This window comes from Sphingomonas sp. 67-41 (assembly GCF_001899725.1).
Taxonomy (GTDB): domain Bacteria; phylum Pseudomonadota; class Alphaproteobacteria; order Sphingomonadales; family Sphingomonadaceae; genus Sphingomonas; species Sphingomonas leidyi.
In genome coordinates, this window is the sequence record NZ_MKWJ01000022.1 from 1,159,146 (window position 1) to 1,176,011 (window position 16,866).

Consider the following 16,866-nt stretch of genomic DNA (forward strand, 5'->3'; position numbering starts at 1 on the left):
AAATGGCAGACGCGACCGTGAATCCGCAACGGGGCATCCTCCGCTGGGCCGCTTTGGGCCTCGCCGCCCTCCTCGCCGCCTGCGCCAGCGGGCCGCGGGTGATCCCCGAGACGCGCCCCGCGCCGACGGTGGAGGCACCGCGCGAGCGGCCCTCGACTCGGCCGATCTCGCCAGGCCTGCCCCAGGATGTGGAGCGCCACCGCGTCGCGCTGCTCGTGCCGATGACCGGGCCGAACGCCGGCGTCGGCAAGTCGCTCGCCAATGCCACGCAGCTGGCGATCCTCGACACCAAGTCGGACGTGCTGCGCATCACCACCTACGACACTGCCGGCGGAGCCGCCAACGCCGCGCGCCAGGCGATCGCCGACGGCAACAAGCTGATCCTCGGCCCGCTGCTCGCCGAGGAGGCGCGCGAAGTGGCGCCGATCGCCCGCGCCGCGCGCGTGCCGGTGCTCAGCTTCTCGAACGACACGGCGGTGGCCGGCAACGGCACCTATCTGCTCGGCTATTCGCCGGCCCAGTCGATCGAGCGCGTGGTCGATTATGCCCGGGCGCAGGGCGTCACCAATTTCGTCGGGCTGATGACCTCGGGCGTCTATGGCGAGCGTGCCTCGACCAGCTTCCTGCGCGCCGTGGAGGACCAGGGCGGCAAGGTGCTGGCGATGGAGACCTATGACGGCCGCCCCGGCTCGATGACGAGCGCGATCACCAAGCTTTCGCGGACTCCCTATCAGGCGATCCTGATCGCCGGCTCGGGCGCGAGCGGCGTGACGGCGGCGCCGATCATCCGCAAGTCGGCGGGGGGCAAGGCGTCGCGCATCCTCGGCACCGAGCTGTGGAACACCGATTCGGCGATCGGTTCGAACGCGGTGCTGAACGGCGCCTGGTTCGCCAGCGTGCCCGACAATTACTATCGGACCTATGCGACCAAGTATCGCACCCGCTTCGGCGCGGCGCCCTATCGCCTGTCGACGCTCGGTTATGACGCGGTCCTGCTCACCGTGCGCATCGCCCGCGAATGGCGGCCGGGCGACATCTTCCCCGAGCGCCGCCTGGTCGCGCCCGACGGGTTCGGCGGGCTGGACGGCGCCTTCCGCTTCGGCCGCGACGGCATCGCCGAGCGCGCGCTCGAAGTGCAGGAAGTGAAGGGGGGGACGACGGTGACGATCTCGCCCGCGCCGGCGGGGTTCGGAGGCTAGGTCGAGGACTCAAACCAATATCTGATTTTCCTTCGTCATCCCCGCCCGCACGGGGATGACGGAAATGGATATGAGTCCCTAACCCAGTCTAAACTCCCGAACTTCCGCGCGGTGGGCCAAGCCCGAATCATGCGTTCAGGCGATCACCAGCTCGCGCAGGATCGCCTCGAGCACCGGCATGCCGGCATCGGTGACGCGGAGGCGGCTGCCCTCGCGCTGCACCAGGCCCTGCGCCACCATCCCCGCCAGCGCGCGGCCGTCGAGCGGCGCATCGGGAATGCGGGCGAGGTCGACGCCCTCGGCGAGGCGCAGGCCCATCAGCAGCGCCTCGACGCCGCGGTCGTGCGCCTCGAGCGGATCCTCGCGCTCGATGCCATGGCCGTTGCGTTCGATCGCCGCGAGCCAGTTCTCGGGTTTCTTGCGGCGAAGCGTGGCCACGCCGTTCCGCCGGCCATGCGCACCCGGGCCGACCCCGGCATAGTCGCCATAGCGCCAATAGGTGAGGTTGTGCCGGCTCTCCGCGCCCGGCCGGGCATGGTTGGAGACTTCATAGGCCGGCAGCCCGGCCGCCGCCGCGATCGCCCGCGTCGCTTCGAACAGGTCGGCGGCTTCGTCCGGGTCGAAGGCCTTGAGCTCGCCTTTCTCGAACAGCGTGGCGAAGCGCGTACCGGGCTCGATGGTGAGCTGATAGAGCGAGAGATGCTCGGTGCCGAAGGACAGGGCGCGGCGCAGCTCGGCTTCCCATCCGGCCAGCGTCTGGCCGGGCCGGGCATAGATCAGGTCGAAGCTGACCCGGCCGAAGGCGCGTTGGGCAGTCGCCAATGCCGCCAGGCCTTCGTCGACGCCATGTGCCCGGCCGAGGAAGCGCAGATCGGTATCGTCGAGCGCCTGCAACCCGAGCGAGACGCGGTTCACGCCGGCGGCAGCGATGTCGGCGAAGCGCGCGGCCTCCACGGAGGAGGGATTGGCCTCCAGCGTGATCTCGATGCCGGGTTCGAAGCCCCAATGCGCCTCGGCCGCCGCGATCACTGCGGCCACCGTCTCGGGCGGCATCAGCGAGGGCGTGCCGCCGCCGAAGAAGATCGAGCCGAGCCGGCGCCCGGGCAGCGCTTCCGCCTCATGCGCCAGATCCGCGAGCATGGCCGCGCGCCAGGCGGCCTGGTCAACGCTCTCGCGGACATGGCTGTTGAAGTCGCAATAGGGGCATTTCGACACGCAGAACGGCCAGTGCACATAGAGTGCGAGAGGGGCGGTGGTGTCGGTCATCACTTGAAAGGCTTGGAGCGGGTAACGGGAATCGAACCCCCAGCATAGCCCGGCAGGGCGGAGCGTCACAGGGGACACGGGTTCGCCGGACGGTGGAAGTTGGAGCGGGTAACGGGAATCGAACCCGTGTATTCAGCTTGGAAGGCTGCTGCACTACCATTGTGCTATACCCGCTAGCCGGGGGCCGAGTGCCACAGCCGCCCCCGGCCGGTCAACCTCGCACGCTATTTCCCGGTGAAGTTCGGCTTGCGCTTCTGGAGGAAGGCCAAGCCACCCTCCATGGAATCGGCAGTGCCGCGCGCGCTGCGCTGGTGGTTCGCTTCCATCGCCAGCGTTTCCTCCAGCGTCGATTCGAGCGCCTGGGCGATGCCCCGGCGGATCATGCCGAGCGCCACGGTGGGGCCGGCGGCGAGGCGGGCGGCGAGCGCCAGTGCCTCATGCTCGAGTTGCTCGTCCGAGACGACGCTGTGCACCAGCCCCCAGTCGCGCGCCTTCGTCGCGGGCAGCTTCTCGCCCAGCAGCATCATCTCCGCCGCGCGCGAGCGCCCGACCAGGCGCGGCAGCAGCCAGGTGGCCCCGCCATCCGGCACCAGCCCGATATTGACGAAGGCCTGGAGGAAATAGCCCGTGTCGCTCGCCACGCAGAAATCGGCGGCCAGCGCCAGGCTGCAGCCGATGCCGGCGGCAGGGCCGCGCACCGCGCTCACCACCGGCACGCCCAGGCGCGTGACGGCGAGGATCGTGGGGTTGTAGTGATCGGTCAGCGCGGCATGCGTCGCCGCGCCGGGATCGGCCGAGGCAAGCGCGCCGCTCGCCACATCGGCGCCCGAGCAGAAGGCGCGGCCGGCGCCCTGGAGCAGCACCGCGCGGGCGCCGTCCAGCTTCGCCAGCGCGTCGCGGATCTCGTCGAACATCGCGGGCGGGGCGGCGTTGAGCCGATCGGGCCGGTTGAGCGTGACCACCAGCACGTCGCCGGTGCGCTCGGTCAGGATCGTCTCGTAGGCCATCTTCCACTCCCGTTTCGCTTCGCAACCGATAGCGGCGAAGCGGAGCCGGCGGAAGGGTGGGCCGAATGACGCTAGGGCGCGGCCGGCCGCGGGCCCGAGGGCGTGACGGTGAGCAGCGAATCACCCCCCAGCGTGCGGTAGAGCGTCACCAGATTGGTCGCCTCGACCAGCCGGGTGTTCACCAGTCCGCGCTGGGCGGTGTAATAGGAGCGCTGCGCGACCAGGTTCGCCAAGAAATTGTCGATCCCGCCGCGATAGCGCGCCTCGGCGAGGCGATAGCTGTCCTGCGCCGCGGCCAGGTTGTTCCTATTGGCCTTAAGCTGGTCGGCGATAGTGCCGCGCCGGGCGAGCGCGTCGGCGACTTCGCGGAAAGCGGTCTGGATCGATTTCTCATAGGTGGCGAGCGCCGCGTCGCGCTGGGCCTCGCTCAGCTGCACGCCCGCCCGCCCGGCGCCGGCGTTGAAGATCGGATAGCTGGCGCTGGCGCCGCCCGACCAGTTGAAGCCGTTGCCCGAGAAGAGCCCGGTCAGCGCGTTGCTGGCGAAGCCGAGCAGCCCGGTGAGCGAGATGCGCGGAAACAGCGCGGCGCGGGCGGCGCCGATCTGGGCATTGGCGGCGCGCAGCGTATATTCGGCCTGCACCACGTCCGGCCGGCGGAGCAGCACGCCCGAATCGACGCCGGCGGGCAGCTCGGCGACGGTGGGAGCGGCTTCCTCGATCGCGGCGGAGAGCTGTGCGGCATCGATGTCGGCGCCGACGAGCAGCCGGAGCGCGTTGACGTCCTGCGCCAGCGCAGTCTTCTGCGTCGCCACGTCGGACTGGGCGGTGGCGAGAATCTGCTGTGCCTGGGCCAGGTCGGTGCGTGGCGCGATACCGCCCTTCAGGCGCCGATCGGTGAGCGCCACCGCGCGCTCGGCATTGGCGGCGGTGTCTTCAGCGATTTTGAGCAGGCTCGCGTCCGCCGCATGGTTGAGCCAGGCGGCGGCGATGTCGCCGATCAGCGTCAGGCGCGTGGCGCGTGCCGCCGCCTCGGTCGCGAACCAGCGGTCCTGCTGGGCATGGGTGAGCGAGGCGACGCGGCCGAACAGGTCGAGCTCGAAGGCGGGGATGCTGACATTGCCCGAGAAGTTGGTGCGCGTGCCGCCGGTGGTGACGGCGCCGGTGCTGCTGCCATGCGCCACGGTCGCGCCCGCGCCGGCATCGAGTTCGGGAATGCGGTCGGCGCGCTGGATGCGATATTGCGCGCGCGCCGCGGCGATGTTGGCCGCGGCGACGCGCAGGTCGCGATTGTTGGCCAGCGCCTGCTCGATCAGCTTCCGGAGCCGCGGGTCCTTGAGGATGTCCTGCCAGGTGACGCTGGGCAGCGCTGCTTCGTCGGCCTTGAGATAGGCATCGCCCGCCGGCCAGCCCGGCGGCACCGGCGCTTCGGGCCGGGCATATTTCGGCTCCATCGAGCAGCCGGCGAGCGCCGTGCCGAGGAGCAGGGTCAGAACCGCGCGCTTCATGCCTGCGCCTCCCGCTTGCGGGCCCGTCGTTCGCGCAGCGCCTTCAGCGCGTCGCGCACGCCGCGGCGGACGAGCACGAAGAACAGGGGGATGTAGAAGATGGCGAGGATCAGCGCGGTCAGCATGCCGCCGATCACCGCGGTGCCGATCGCGATGCGGCTGTTCGCACCGGCACCGGTGGAGATCGCCAGCGGCAGCACGCCGAAGATAAAGGCCAGGCTGGTCATCACGATCGGGCGGAAGCGGATGCGGGCGGCTTCGATCGCGGCCTCGATCACGCGCTTGCCTTCCTTTTCGGCGCGCTCGGCGAACTCGATCATCAGGATGGCGTTCTTAACCGCCAGGCCCATGGTCGTGAGCAGGCCGATCTGCAGATAGACGTCGTTCTGCAGGCCGCGCAGCGTCACGGCGAACACCGCGCCGATCAGGCCGAGCGGCACCACCAGCATCGCGGCGACCGGGATCGACCAGCTCTCGTACAGCGCCGCCAGGCACAGGAACACGATGAGCAGCGAGACGCCGTACAGCAACGGCGCCTGCCCGCCGGCCAGCCGCTCCTGATAGGAGAGGCCGGCCCAGGCGATGCTGGTGCCGGGGATCTGCGCGGCGAGCTCCTCCATGCGCTTCATCGCGTCGCCCGAGCTCTTGCCCGGGGCCGGCTGGCCCTGGAACTCGAAGGACGAGATGCCCTGGAAGCGCGACACGGTGGTCGGCGCGGTCGCCCAGCTGATCGTCGCGAAGGAGGAGAAGGGCGTCATCGTGCCGTTGCTGCCGCGCACGAACCACTCGCCGAGATTCTGGGGCTCGGCGCGATAGGGCGCGTCGCCCTGGACATAGACGCGCTTCACGCGGCCGCGATCGATGAAGTCGTTGACGTAGCGGCCGCCCCAGGCAGTCGACAGCGTGTTGTTGACGTCCGCCTGGGTGAGGCCGAGCGCGGCGAGCTTCTCCTGGTCGATCTGGATGTTGAGCGTCGAGACGTCGGGCAGGTCGGACAGGCGGACGGCCTGGAGGTCGGGATCGGCATTGGCCGCGGCGAGCAGCTTGTCGCGGGCGGCCACGAAGTCGGTGCGCGACATGCCGCTGGTGTTCTGCAGCTCGAGCGTGAAGCCGTTCGACTGGCCGAGGCCGCGGATCGCCGGCGGCACCAGCGCGAAGACCTGGGCGTCGCGGAAGTTGCGGAAGGCGCCGGCCGCGCGCTGGACGATCGCGTCGGCGCCGTTCTCCTTGCCCGGGCGATCGTCCCAGGAGACGAAGTTGACGAAGCCCTGGCCGGTATTCTGGCCGCTGGCGCCGCCACCCCCGCCGCCGCCGGTGACGGTGAAGATGGTGCGGACGTTCCTGCCCTCCTGCTCGCGCAGATATTTCTCGACCGCGAGCTGCACTTCCTGGGTGCGGGCCTGAGTCGCGCCGGCGGGCAGGCGGAACTGGACGCTGGCGGCGCCCTGGTCCTCGGTCGGCAGGAAGCCGGTGGGCAGGCGGTAGAACATCAGCACCAGCACCGCGCAGACCAGCAGGTAGATCAGCAGGAAGATCCACTTGCGATCGACGACATAGGAGATGGTGCGGGTATAGTGCTCGATCGTCCATTCGAAGCCGCGGTTGAACTTCTGCGAACCGATGCGGCCCCAGCGGCCGACAAAAGGCACGCGGCGCGAGAACCAGCCGGAGCCGGGCTCGGCCATGTCCTTCTTGCGCTTGAGCACCGTGGCGGTGAGCGCCGGGCTGAGGATCAGGGCGACGAGCACCGACAGGACCATCGCCGAGACGATGGTGACCGAGAATTGGCGGTAGATCACGCCGGTCGAGCCGCCGAAGAACGCCATCGGCAGGAACACCGCCGACAGCACCAGCGCAATCGCGACCAGCGCGACCTGGATCTGGTCCATCGACTTGATCGTCGCCTCGCGCGGGGTGAGCTCGGGGTCCTCCTCCATCAGGCGCTCGACATTCTCGACCACGACGATCGCGTCGTCGACGAGCAGGCCGATCACCAGCACCAGGCCGAACAGGGTGAGCGTGTTGATCGAATAGCCGAGCGCATAGAACACCGCGAAGGTGCCGAGCAGCACCACCGGCACCGCGATCATCGGCACCAGCGTCGCGCGCCAGCTCTGCAGGAACACGAACATGACGATGACGACGAGCGCGATCGCCTCGCCCAGCGTCTTCACCACTTCGTCGATCGAGAGCTTGATGAACTCGGTGGTGTCGTTGGCATAGGCGTAGTTGAAGCCCTGGGGGAACTCCTTGGCCGCTTCCGCCACCGTCGCCTTGATCAGCTCGGCGGTCTTCAGCGCGTCGGCGCCCGGCGCGGTGCTGATCGCGATGCCCGAGCCGGGATGGCCGTTGACGCGGCTGACCGCATTGTAGTTCTCGGCGCCCAGCTCGATCCGGGCGACGTCCTTCAACAGCACGTGCGCGCCGTTGGTCTGGGTCTTGAGGATGATCTTGGCGAATTGCTCGGGCGTCTGCAGCCGCGACTGGGCGGTCACCGTCGCGTTGAGCATCTGGGTGGCCGGCATCGGCTGGCCGCCGATCTCGCCGGCGGCGATCTCGGTGTTCTGGCTGGTGATCGCGTTCACCACGTCGCTCGGCATCAGGCCGTAGCTGGCGAGCGCCGAGGGGTTGAGCCAGATGCGCATGGCATAGGGCGAGCCGAACACGTTGACGTCGCCCACGCCCGGCAGGCGCGACAGCGTGTCCTGGAGGTTGGACGAGAGCCAGTCGGACACGTCGCGATTGGTGCGCTTGTCGGTCTCGTCATAGACGCCGACGAGCAGCAGCGTGTCGGGGTTGGACTTGGTGACGCGCACGCCCTGCTGCTGCACCTGGTTGGGCAGGCGGGAGAGCGCGGCCTGCACCTGGTTCTGCACCTGCACCTGGGCGATGTCGGGATCGGTGCCCTTGTCGAAGGTGGCGCTGATCGTCACCTGGCCGCGCGAGGTGGACGAGGAGCTGAAATAGAGCAGCCCGTCGATGCCGGTCAGGTTCTGCTCGATGATCTGCGTCACCGAGTTCTGCACCGTCTCCGCCGACGCGCCGGGATAGGTGGCGCGGATGTTGACCTGGGGCGGCGCGATGTCGGGATATTGCGCGATGGGCAGCGAGAAGACCGCGCCCAGGCCCATCAGCATGGTGATGATCGCGATCACCCAGGCGAAGATCGGGCGATCGATGAAGATGCGCGACATGGGTGCTCAGCCGCCCTTCGACTTGGATGCGCCGGTGTCCTGGCCCTTGCGGGGCTGCTCGATCTTCTGCGGCGTGTCGGCCGGGACCGGGCGGATATCGGCATTGGGCTTCAGGTTGGCGATGCCCTGGGTGATCACCTTGTCGCCGGGATTGAGCCCCTTGGTGATGACCCAATAGGCGCCCTGGGTGCGCTCGGCGGTCACGTCGCGGCGCACCGCCTTGTTGTCCGGGCCGACCACCCAGAGCTGGGCGGCGCCCCTGGCGTCGCGCGACACGGCCTGTTGCGGCACCAGGAAGGCGCGGGTGTCGATCGCCTGGGTGAAGACCGCGCGGACGAACATGCCCGGCAGCAGCATCCCCTCGGGATTGGCGAAGCGCGCGCGCAGCGTGACGGTGCCGGTGTTCTGGTCGACCATCACTTCGGAGAATTCGACCGTGCCGGTCGTGCCATATTCGCTGCCGTCCTCAAGCTTCAGGCGCACGCCGGCGCTGCCCGGCGTCACGCCCTGCTGCGCCAGCGCGCGGCGCAGCGCGAGCAGCTCGGTGCTCGACTGCTGGATGTCGACGAAGATCGGGTCGAGCCGCTGGATCACCGCCAGCGGATCGGCCTGGTTGGTCGTCACCAGCGCGCCTTCGGTGACGAGCGAGCGGCCGATGCGGCCGGTGATCGGCGCGGGGACGCGCGTGAAGTGCAGGTTGATCCGCGCGGTCTGCAGCTGCGCGCCCGTCTGGGCGACCTGCGCGCGGGCCTGGCGGGCGGCGGCCGCCGCATCGGTATAGTCCTGCTTCGACACTGCCTCGGCCTCGGCGAGCGGCTTGTAGCGATCGGCCCTGATCCGGGTCGCCTCGGCATTGGCCTGGGCATTCTGCAGATTGGCCGCCGCCTCGGCGACGCTGGCGGAATAGAGGCTGGGATCGATCTGGTAGAGCGTCTGCCCCTGGCGGACGATCGTGCCCTCGGTGAAGAGGCGCTTGCGCACGATCCCGGCCACCTGCGGCCGGATCTCGGAGACCTGATAGGGATTCACCCGCCCGGTCAGCTCCGCGACCACCGGCACCTGCCCCGGCTGGACCACCACGAAGCCCACCTGGGGCGGTCCGCCCGCGCCCTTTTTCTGCGCGGTCTGGCCGCCGCTGCCGCAGGATGCGAGGAGCAGCGTGGTCGAGAGCAGGGCAAAGGCAGGTCGGCGCGAGCCGGCAGGGATGATTCGGTGCAATTCTTCAACCCGGATCAGGCGCCGACTCCGGCGCGGTGCTTGATGACGATGTTCCTTGTGCAGCCCACTGTGCAGTGCAACACAAGAAATATGCCGGAAACGCGATAGGCGGGCCCGGCAGACCGCACGTTTCCACGATTGGTTACCTGGCGCAACAATTGCCAGCTTGTTGCGGGGTTCCCTGCGGTTATGGGGGCGATCAATCTCCGCGTTGCGGCGGGCGCGGAACCGGCCTATTGGCGCCCGCCAATATGGCACGCATCGAAACGCCCAACCGCATCCGGGGCACCCAGGACATTTTCGGCGAGGATCAGCGCAGGTTCGCCCGCGTCCTCGAAACCTTCGACCATGTCCGCAAGCTCTATTGCTTCCAGCGCGTCGACATCCCGGTGTTCGAGGCGACGGGCGTGTTCGCCCGCTCGATGGGCGAGACCAGCGACGTCGTCTCGAAGGAGATGTACACGTTCGAGGACAAGGGCGGCGACCTGATCACGCTGCGCCCGGAGTTCACCGCCGGCATCTGCCGCGCCTATATCACCGAGGGCTGGCAGCAATATGCGCCGCTCAAGCTGGTCACCAGCGGCCCGGTGTTCCGCTACGAGCGCCCGCAAAAGGGCCGCTTCCGCCAGTTCCACCAGCTCGACGCCGAGATCCTCGGCGCCGCCGAGCCGGCGGCCGACGTCGAGCTGCTCGTCCTTGCCGATCAGCTGCTGCGCGAACTCGGCATCGAGGGCGTGACGCTCCAGCTCAACACGCTGGGCGACGCGGAGACGCGCGAGGCCTGGCGCGCCGCGCTGGTCGCGCATTTCGAGGCGCACCGGGACCAGCTGAGCGAGGACAGCCTGGTCCGGCTCGAGAAGAACCCGATGCGCATCCTCGATTCGAAGGACCCGCAGGACCGCCCGATCGCCGACAGCGCGCCGGACATCGATGCCTATCTGACCGAGGAGGCGGCGAGCTTCTTCAAGGCCGTCACCGACGGGCTCGACGCGGCCGGCGTGCAATGGACGCGCAACAGCCGCCTGGTCCGCGGGCTCGATTATTATCGCCACACCGCCTTCGAGTTCGTCACCGACCGGCTGGGCGCGCAGGGCACCGTGCTGGCGGGCGGGCGCTATGACGGGCTGGTCGGCAATCTCGGCGGCCCCGAGACGTCCGGCGTGGGCTGGGCGGCGGGCGTCGAGCGGCTGGGGATGCTGATCGACGAGCCGGCGGCGGAGCGGATGCAGGTCGCCGTGGTGGTCGAGGCCGCGGGCGCGGAGGGCGCGGCGATCGGCTTGCTCGCCGCGCTGCGCAATGCGGGTTTCAGCGCCGAGCTCTTCGCGACCGGCAGCGCCAAGAAACGCTATGACCGCGCGCTCAAGGCGGAGCCTGCGATGACGCTTTCGTTCCAGGCGCGCGACGGCGCTCTCTCGATCGGCCAGCGCGTGATCCGCGCCGACGCGGTCGATGCGGATGCCGTGGCTGCATTGGTCGCCGCGCGATGAAGATTCCCGCCGACCGCATCGCCGCGATCGAGGCGCGGCGCGACGAGCTGCAGGCGCAGATGGCGACCGGCGACCTGTCGGGCGACAGGTTCGTCGCCGTCTCCAAGGAATATGCCGAGATCGAGCCGGTGGCGCTCGCCGCGGGCGAAGTCCGCCGGCTGCGTGCCGAAGCCGAATCGCTCGCGCTGATGGCGCAGGAGCCCGATGAGGAAATGCGCGCGCTGGCGGCGGAGGAGCTCCGCGCCAACGAGGCGGCGCTGGCCGATGCCGAGCGCGGCCTTGCGCTTTCGCTGCTGCCCAAGGATGCGGCCGATGCGCGCCCCGCCATGCTCGAGATCCGCGCCGGCGTGGGCGGCGACGAGGCCGCGCTGTTCGCCGGCGACCTGCTGCGCATGTACCAGCGCTATGCCGACCGGATGGGCTGGAAGATCGAGCTGATCTCCTCGTCCGAATCGGAGTTCGGCGGCTTCAAGGAAGTGGTGCTCAGCGTCACCGGCACCGGCGTGTTCGCCAAATTGAAGTTCGAGAGCGGCGTGCACCGGGTGCAGCGCGTGCCGGCCACCGAGGCGGGCGGGCGCATCCACACTTCGGCGGCGACGGTGGCGGTGCTTCCGGAAGCCGAAGAGGCCGATATCAGGATCGACGACAAGGACCTGCGCATCGACATCTACCGGGCGTCGGGCCCGGGCGGGCAGGGCGTGAACACCACCGATTCGGCGGTGCGCATCACCCATTTGCCCACCGGCACGATCGTGATCCAGCAGGACGAGCGCTCGCAGATCAAGAACAAGGCCAAGGCGATGAAGGTGCTGCGCACCCGCCTGTACGAAGCCGAGCGCGACCGGCTCGCCTCGGCGCGGGCGGGCGCGCGGCAGTCGATGGTCGGCTCGGGGGATCGCTCGGAGCGCATCCGCACCTATAATTTCCCCCAGGGCCGCGTGACCGATCACCGCATCAACCTGACGCTCCACCGCCTGCCCGAAGTGATGGAAGGCGAGCTGGACGAGCTGATCGGCGCGCTCGTCGCCCAGGACGAGGCGGACCGGTTGGCACAGCTCGATTCGTGAGCGAAGCGGCCGACATCAACACGGCCATTCCCGCCTATCTGGGCTATCGGCGCGCGAGCCATCCGCAGACGGATTGGCCCGCAGTCGTCGGGGCACTGGGTATCGCGCGGGCGCAGGCCGTGGAAATCCCCATGCTTCGCATCCTCGGCGCGCTTGGCGATATGCAGCCCGACTGGCGCACGCTCGGGCTTTGGAAGGGCAGCGAATGGGCGGTGCGGGCGTTGCGGAAGGCGCATCCGGGGATCGATGATCGCGCGGCCAAGGCGCTGGTCTGGGCCTTTTCGTGCAACAACCGATGAGTGTTCGTGCCGCTCTCAACCAGGCTGCCCGTGCGCTCGAAGCCGTTTCCGATTCGCCCCGGCTCGACGCGGAGCTCCTTGCCGCCCATGCCCTGGGCGTTTCCCGCGAATCGATGATCCTGCGCCATCTCGGCGACCCCGCGCCGGAAGCGCTGGAGGCGCTGCTCGCCCGCCGGCTCGCGCATGAGCCGGTCGCGTACATCACGGGCCGCCGCGCCTTCTGGACGATCGAGCTGGCCGTCGGCCCAGGCGTGCTGATTCCGCGGCCGGACAGCGAGACGCTGATCGAGGCGGCGGTCGAATATTTCGGGGCGCGGGCGCCGGCGCGGATCCTCGATCTCGGCACCGGCCCGGGCACGCTGCTGCTCGCCGCGCTCGCCGAATGGCCCGAGGCGCAGGGGCTGGGCGTGGACGCTTCGGATGTCGCGCTCGACTATGCCCGGCGCAACGCCGCGACATTGGGGATGGCGGCGCGCGCCAGCTTCCGGCGCGGCGATTGGGGGGAGGGGCTCGATGGCCGCTTCGACCTGATTCTCGCCAATCCGCCCTATATCGGGACGGGGGAGCCGCTGCCCGAGCAGGTGCGCCGGTACGAGCCGGGTTCGGCGCTGTTCGCGGGGGCCGAGGGGCTGGACGATTATCGCCGCATCGTCCCCGATCTCCGCCGCCTGCTCGCGCCGGGCGGCGGCGCGGTGCTGGAGATCGGCTGGACCCAGGCCGAGCCGGTATCCGCGATTGCCCGGAATGGCGGTTTCGCCGTGACGCTGTACAAGGATCTGGGAGGGCGGCCGCGCGCGCTGCTCCTGACTTGAAAAGACGCTAAAACGACACATATTTCTGCTTGGACATTGGTGCTGCACCGGCTAAGACAGCGACGGGGTAGGGCACTTTCAACCAAGCCGTTGAAACTTGGGCCGTGAAAAGCACAGCCCCGATTCAGGTCATGATAGCCGCTGCAGTCCGGTGGCCATGGCAGGCGACTTGCGCCTCCCGAGGCGTTGGCGCGCATTTGTAAACTGCATCCGGGACCCAGGAATTGGACCGACGGACAGCGTAAACAAGACAGGACATACAGACCTTGATGAACAATCGTCAGGCCGGCCGCCGTCGTGGTCGTGGCGGGCAGCAGCAACGCCAGGGTGGCAACCCCGGCCAGGGCAACGGGAACCGCATCGACAACCGTGCGCGCGGCAACGCCGCCCAACTGCTCGAGAAGTACAAGAATCTGGCGCGCGATGCCCAGATGCAGGGCGATCGGGTCAACACCGAATATTATCTCCAGTTCGCGGATCACTATTTCCGCGTGCTGAGCGAGAGCCGCTCGCGCTTCGAGGAGCAGAACCAGCAGCGCCGCCAGCGTGACGATTTCGACGGCGACGACGAGGATTTCGACGTCGAGGCCGATGGCAATCGTGCCGACGACGCGGACGAGCAGCAGGAGCAGCGCGCCCAGCAGCCGCGCCGCGAGCGCGAGGAGCGCCAGCCCCGCCGCGATCGTGAGGACCGCAACGGCCGCGCCAATGGCAATGGCTATGGCCATGCCGTCGAGGCCGAGAGCTTCGAGGCGGCCGCCGAAGAGCAGCGTGCTCCGCGCGAGGAGCAGGCGCCGCGCCGCGCCCGGCGTCCTCGCCGCGAGGAGGCGCAGCCCGAGGAAAGCCATGCGATCGACGCTGCGGTGCTTCCGCCCGCGCTCGGCGCGATCGACGCGGTACCGGCCGCGGAAGCGGAGGAGCCGGTGAAGAAGCCGCGCCGCCGCCGCACCCGCGCCGAGGATGCGGAAGCGACTGCCTGAACGGCACAGCGCGCCTGAAGATTCAGCGAAACGGATCGGCGGCTGGGCGAAGGCTCAGTCGCCGATTTCCATTTCGTCCTTCAGCCGATCCTCCACCTGCGCGTCATGGCCGGTGCCCGAGCTCAGGAACATCAGGCCCATCAGCATGGCGCCGAGCAGGATCGTGAAGAACACGCCGAGCGCGGTGGCGGTGATCACGGTCAGGTTGAGCCAGCCCAGCCAGTGCCACAGGACCAGGATCGCGAGGATCGCGGCCGCCGCCGCGGCCATCGCCATCCAGCCCAGGATGCGGCGATAGCGCGCCCAGGCAAAGGCGGCATATTCGGGATCGTCCAGGCCGTGCGGCGCGTCCATCTTTTGCAATTGGGGGCGATGTGTGGGAGACTCAACCGCCTGGACCCGAATGCGGAGTGAAGGCGATGACGATCGCGGCGATCCTGGGGGGCAAGGGGCACGAAGTGGTCTCGATCGACGGGGACCGGACGGTTGCCGATGCGGTCGCGCTGCTCGCCGGGAAGCGGATCGGCGCCGTGCCCGTGATGTCCGGCGGCGCGGTGGCCGGCATATTTTCCGAGCGTGACGTGATCTACTGCCTCGAGCGCGAGGGCGCCGCGGCGCTTGCGCGCACGGTGGGCGAGGTGATGACCGCCCCGGCGATCACCGTCTCTCCCGGCGAGAGCGTGCTTGCCGCGCTGGCGCTGATGACGCGCCGGCGCATCCGCCATCTGCCGGTGGTCGAGGGCGATACCTGTATCGGCCTCGTCTCGATCGGCGATCTGGTGAAGTACCGGATCGAGCGGATCGAATCGGAAGCCGATGCGATGCGCGCCTATATCCAGGCGGTGTGATCCCGGGCGGGCGCTTGCCCGTTCTATCCGTGGCGATTGCGGATCAGGTTGATCGATTCGATCAGGACCGGGCGGGCGAACAGGAACAGCAGCCCGCCATAGATGACGCCGCCGGCGCCCACGAGCAGCGCAAGATGCGGGAGCGCGGGAAGCGGTGGCAGCAGCGTATCGAGCCCGGTGACGAGCAGCGCCATGGCGACGGCGGCGAGCACCGGCGGGGCGATCGCCTCGACCAGCGCGCCCGGCTTCACGCCGATCACCGGCAGCGTCCGCCAGGTCGAGACCGCGAGATAGACGGGATAGGCCGCGAACCAGGCGGCGACGAGCCCCATCAGCCCCCAGTGCACGCCGATCAGGAATGCGATCGGCAGGCAGAGCGCGCCGGTGGCCGAATTCTGGGCGCTGATTCCCGGCCGGCCACAGGCGTCGCTGGCGGGAGCATAGAGCACCTGCAGCGTCATCATCGGCATGGCGAGCGCCAGCCAGTGCACCACCGGGGCGGCCTCCAGCCATTTCGGCCCCAGCGCCACCGCGACCAGCGGGTCGGCGGTGGCGGCCATGCCCAGGTAGAAGGGCATGGCGACCACCATGATCAGCCGGGCCGATTTGGTGAAGGCGGCGGCGACCGCGGCCTTGTCGTCCCTGAGCCGCGCATAGGCGGAGAAGGCGACTTCGTTGAGCGGCGGCACGAACTTGGAAACGAAGATCTGGGTCAGGAACAGGCTGGTCGTGTAGATGCCCAGCGTGTGCGGGTCGAACAGGCGGCCGGCGATGAATACGTCGGCCTGGCTCTGGGCGAACCAGAAGAGCTGGCCGGTGGCCATCACGCCGCCATAGCGGGCGATGTCGCCGGCGCCGCGAAAGTCGAAGCTCGGCCAGAGCAGGGAACGCGCGGCGATCGTCATGCCGATGGCGCGGGTGGCGAACAGCGCGATCGGCGCCGCGACCAGCGTCCATACGCCCAGGCCGGCCAGGGCGCCGGCAAGTGCGGCGATCGCGCCGGCGAGCGCCGAGACGAAGTTGACCAGCGCCTGCTTGCGGAAATCCATCGCGCGCGAAAGCAGCGCCTGGGGCAGGGCGATGAACGGCGTGGCTATATATAGCAGCGCCTGCACGCGGAGCAGGTCGGCCACCATGGGCTGGCGATAATAGGCGGCGGCGGCGGGGGCCGCGAGGAACTGGACGGCGCCCAGGCCGAAGTTCAGCAGGATCAGCATGCCGAACAACTGGCGCTGCGCGTGGCGGCCGGCGTCGTTGCGCTGGATGAGCGCGCTGGCGAGGCCGTAGCCGTTGAGCATGTTGAGCAGGACCAGGACCACCTGGGTCATCGCGAACAGGCCATAGGCGGACGGGCCGAGCAGCCGGATCACGATGAAGGTCGAGGCCCAGGTGAGCAGCTGGCCGAAGATCTGGGTGCCGGAACGCCAGATCACGGCACTGCGCACCTGCTGGCGCAGCGCGGCACTTTCGGCTTCGGAACTGGCCCGCATGGTATCGCTCATCCCGCGCGCTATGCGCCCGTTCGCGTTTATGCGCCGTAAACCGCCCAATGGGCACGAAATTGCGCAGATCTGCAGGGGAAATCCCATCCCGGATTCGCGTTTCGGGGGCGATTCGAGGGGCGATTCGAACGATTCGCGGGCCCCAGGGTCATGGAACCGTCATCCCGGCACCGGGCCCAGTGCCAAGAAACCGCGGATTTCTGCGGGTTTCCGGGTCTGTTTCGAAAAAAAGACAGAAAGTTTCACAAGGCTGTTGACGGGCCGGAAGGTCACGCATAGAAGCCACTCCACCGACGCGGTGCTCCTCACCGGAACGACGCGGCGGTCACCAAAATCCAGGCGCACAGGTCGCCCCGAGAAAAAGGGGTTGGACGGTGCGTCGGTTTTTGTCGCTCTTTGACATAGTGATTTAGATGAAGGGACATGTGGGCGGCGGCCCTGGGTTCTGGCGGCTTCTAGGCGTCGGATACTCAGATAAAGAC

Annotated in this window: 14 protein-coding genes and 1 tRNA gene; 7 read left to right on the plus strand and 8 right to left on the minus strand. The window is 68.9% G+C overall.

Translation table 11 applies throughout. From position 1 onward, the window contains the following. Positions 1 to 2 precede the first annotated feature (2 nt). A complete protein-coding gene (locus BGP17_RS16585) occupies positions 3 to 1,199 on the plus strand; it encodes a penicillin-binding protein activator (protein WP_286712759.1) in 1,197 nt (398 codons plus the stop codon). Between the two features lie 135 nt (positions 1,200 to 1,334). Here the strand turns inward: BGP17_RS16585 and hemW are convergent, their stop codons facing one another. The 6 genes from hemW to BGP17_RS16615 form a co-directional block, all read right to left on the minus strand. After that, a complete protein-coding gene (hemW, locus tag BGP17_RS16590; RefSeq protein WP_286712761.1) occupies positions 1,335 to 2,465 on the minus strand; it encodes a radical SAM family heme chaperone HemW in 1,131 nt (376 codons plus the stop codon). A 100-nt stretch (positions 2,466 to 2,565) separates the two neighbouring features. Further along, positions 2,566 to 2,639: transfer RNA gene (locus BGP17_RS16595), tRNA-Gly, on the minus strand. A gap of 50 nt (positions 2,640 to 2,689) precedes the next feature. Continuing rightward, entirely contained in the window at positions 2,690 to 3,472 is a 783-nt protein-coding gene (locus tag BGP17_RS16600) for an enoyl-CoA hydratase-related protein (protein WP_286712763.1), read from the minus strand. Positions 3,473 to 3,543: 71 nt separating this feature from the next. Beyond that, on the minus strand, positions 3,544 to 4,977 hold the full coding sequence (locus BGP17_RS16605; RefSeq protein WP_286712765.1) for an efflux transporter outer membrane subunit: 1,434 nt from the start codon (positions 4,975 to 4,977) through the stop codon (positions 3,544 to 3,546). Then, positions 4,974 to 8,171 (minus strand): efflux RND transporter permease subunit, encoded by a 3,198-nt coding sequence (locus BGP17_RS16610; protein ID WP_286712767.1) that lies wholly within the window; start codon positions 8,169 to 8,171, stop codon positions 4,974 to 4,976. The genes BGP17_RS16605 and BGP17_RS16610 overlap by 4 nt, the downstream gene beginning before the upstream one ends. A gap of 6 nt (positions 8,172 to 8,177) precedes the next feature. Beyond that, on the minus strand, positions 8,178 to 9,389 hold the full coding sequence (locus tag BGP17_RS16615) for an efflux RND transporter periplasmic adaptor subunit (RefSeq protein WP_380925349.1): 1,212 nt from the start codon (positions 9,387 to 9,389) through the stop codon (positions 8,178 to 8,180). A gap of 251 nt (positions 9,390 to 9,640) precedes the next feature. On the opposite strand from BGP17_RS16615, the gene hisS reads away from it, so the two are divergent. The 5 genes from hisS to BGP17_RS16640 all read left to right on the plus strand — a co-directional run bounded on the left by hisS (position 9,641) and on the right by BGP17_RS16640 (position 14,034). Then, positions 9,641 to 10,876 carry a histidine--tRNA ligase gene (gene hisS, locus BGP17_RS16620; RefSeq protein WP_286712769.1) on the plus strand — a complete coding sequence of 412 codons (1,236 nt, stop codon included), beginning with the start codon at positions 9,641 to 9,643 and terminating at the stop codon, positions 10,874 to 10,876. After that, positions 10,873 to 11,943: a peptide chain release factor 1 gene (prfA, locus tag BGP17_RS16625; RefSeq protein WP_286712770.1), complete on the plus strand. Its 1,071-nt coding sequence runs from the start codon at positions 10,873 to 10,875 to the stop codon at positions 11,941 to 11,943. The genes hisS and prfA overlap by 4 nt, the downstream gene beginning before the upstream one ends. Continuing rightward, complete coding sequence (locus BGP17_RS16630; RefSeq protein WP_286712771.1) at positions 11,940 to 12,242, plus strand: hypothetical protein; 303 nt, start codon at positions 11,940 to 11,942, stop codon at positions 12,240 to 12,242. The genes prfA and BGP17_RS16630 overlap by 4 nt, the downstream gene beginning before the upstream one ends. Then, a complete protein-coding gene (prmC, locus tag BGP17_RS16635; RefSeq protein ID WP_286712772.1) occupies positions 12,239 to 13,054 on the plus strand; it encodes a peptide chain release factor N(5)-glutamine methyltransferase in 816 nt (271 codons plus the stop codon). The genes BGP17_RS16630 and prmC overlap by 4 nt, the downstream gene beginning before the upstream one ends. A 269-nt stretch (positions 13,055 to 13,323) precedes the next feature. Continuing rightward, positions 13,324 to 14,034 carry a DUF4167 domain-containing protein gene (locus BGP17_RS16640; protein WP_208413551.1) on the plus strand — a complete coding sequence of 237 codons (711 nt, stop codon included), beginning with the start codon at positions 13,324 to 13,326 and terminating at the stop codon, positions 14,032 to 14,034. Between the two features lie 54 nt (positions 14,035 to 14,088). On the opposite strand, the gene BGP17_RS16645 is transcribed toward BGP17_RS16640, so the two are convergent. Next, the gene (locus BGP17_RS16645) at positions 14,089 to 14,388 is read right to left on the minus strand and encodes a hypothetical protein (protein ID WP_167299465.1); all 300 of its coding nucleotides are present in this window, start codon (positions 14,386 to 14,388) and stop codon (positions 14,089 to 14,091) included. A 65-nt stretch (positions 14,389 to 14,453) separates the two neighbouring features. On the opposite strand from BGP17_RS16645, the gene BGP17_RS16650 reads away from it, so the two are divergent. Continuing rightward, positions 14,454 to 14,882, plus strand: coding sequence for a CBS domain-containing protein (locus BGP17_RS16650; RefSeq protein ID WP_167299464.1), 429 nt, complete (start codon positions 14,454 to 14,456; stop codon positions 14,880 to 14,882). Between the two features lie 23 nt (positions 14,883 to 14,905). On the opposite strand, the gene BGP17_RS16655 is transcribed toward BGP17_RS16650, so the two are convergent. Next, on the minus strand, positions 14,906 to 16,384 hold the full coding sequence (locus tag BGP17_RS16655) for a lipopolysaccharide biosynthesis protein (protein ID WP_167299463.1): 1,479 nt from the start codon (positions 16,382 to 16,384) through the stop codon (positions 14,906 to 14,908). Positions 16,385 to 16,866 lie beyond the last annotated feature (482 nt).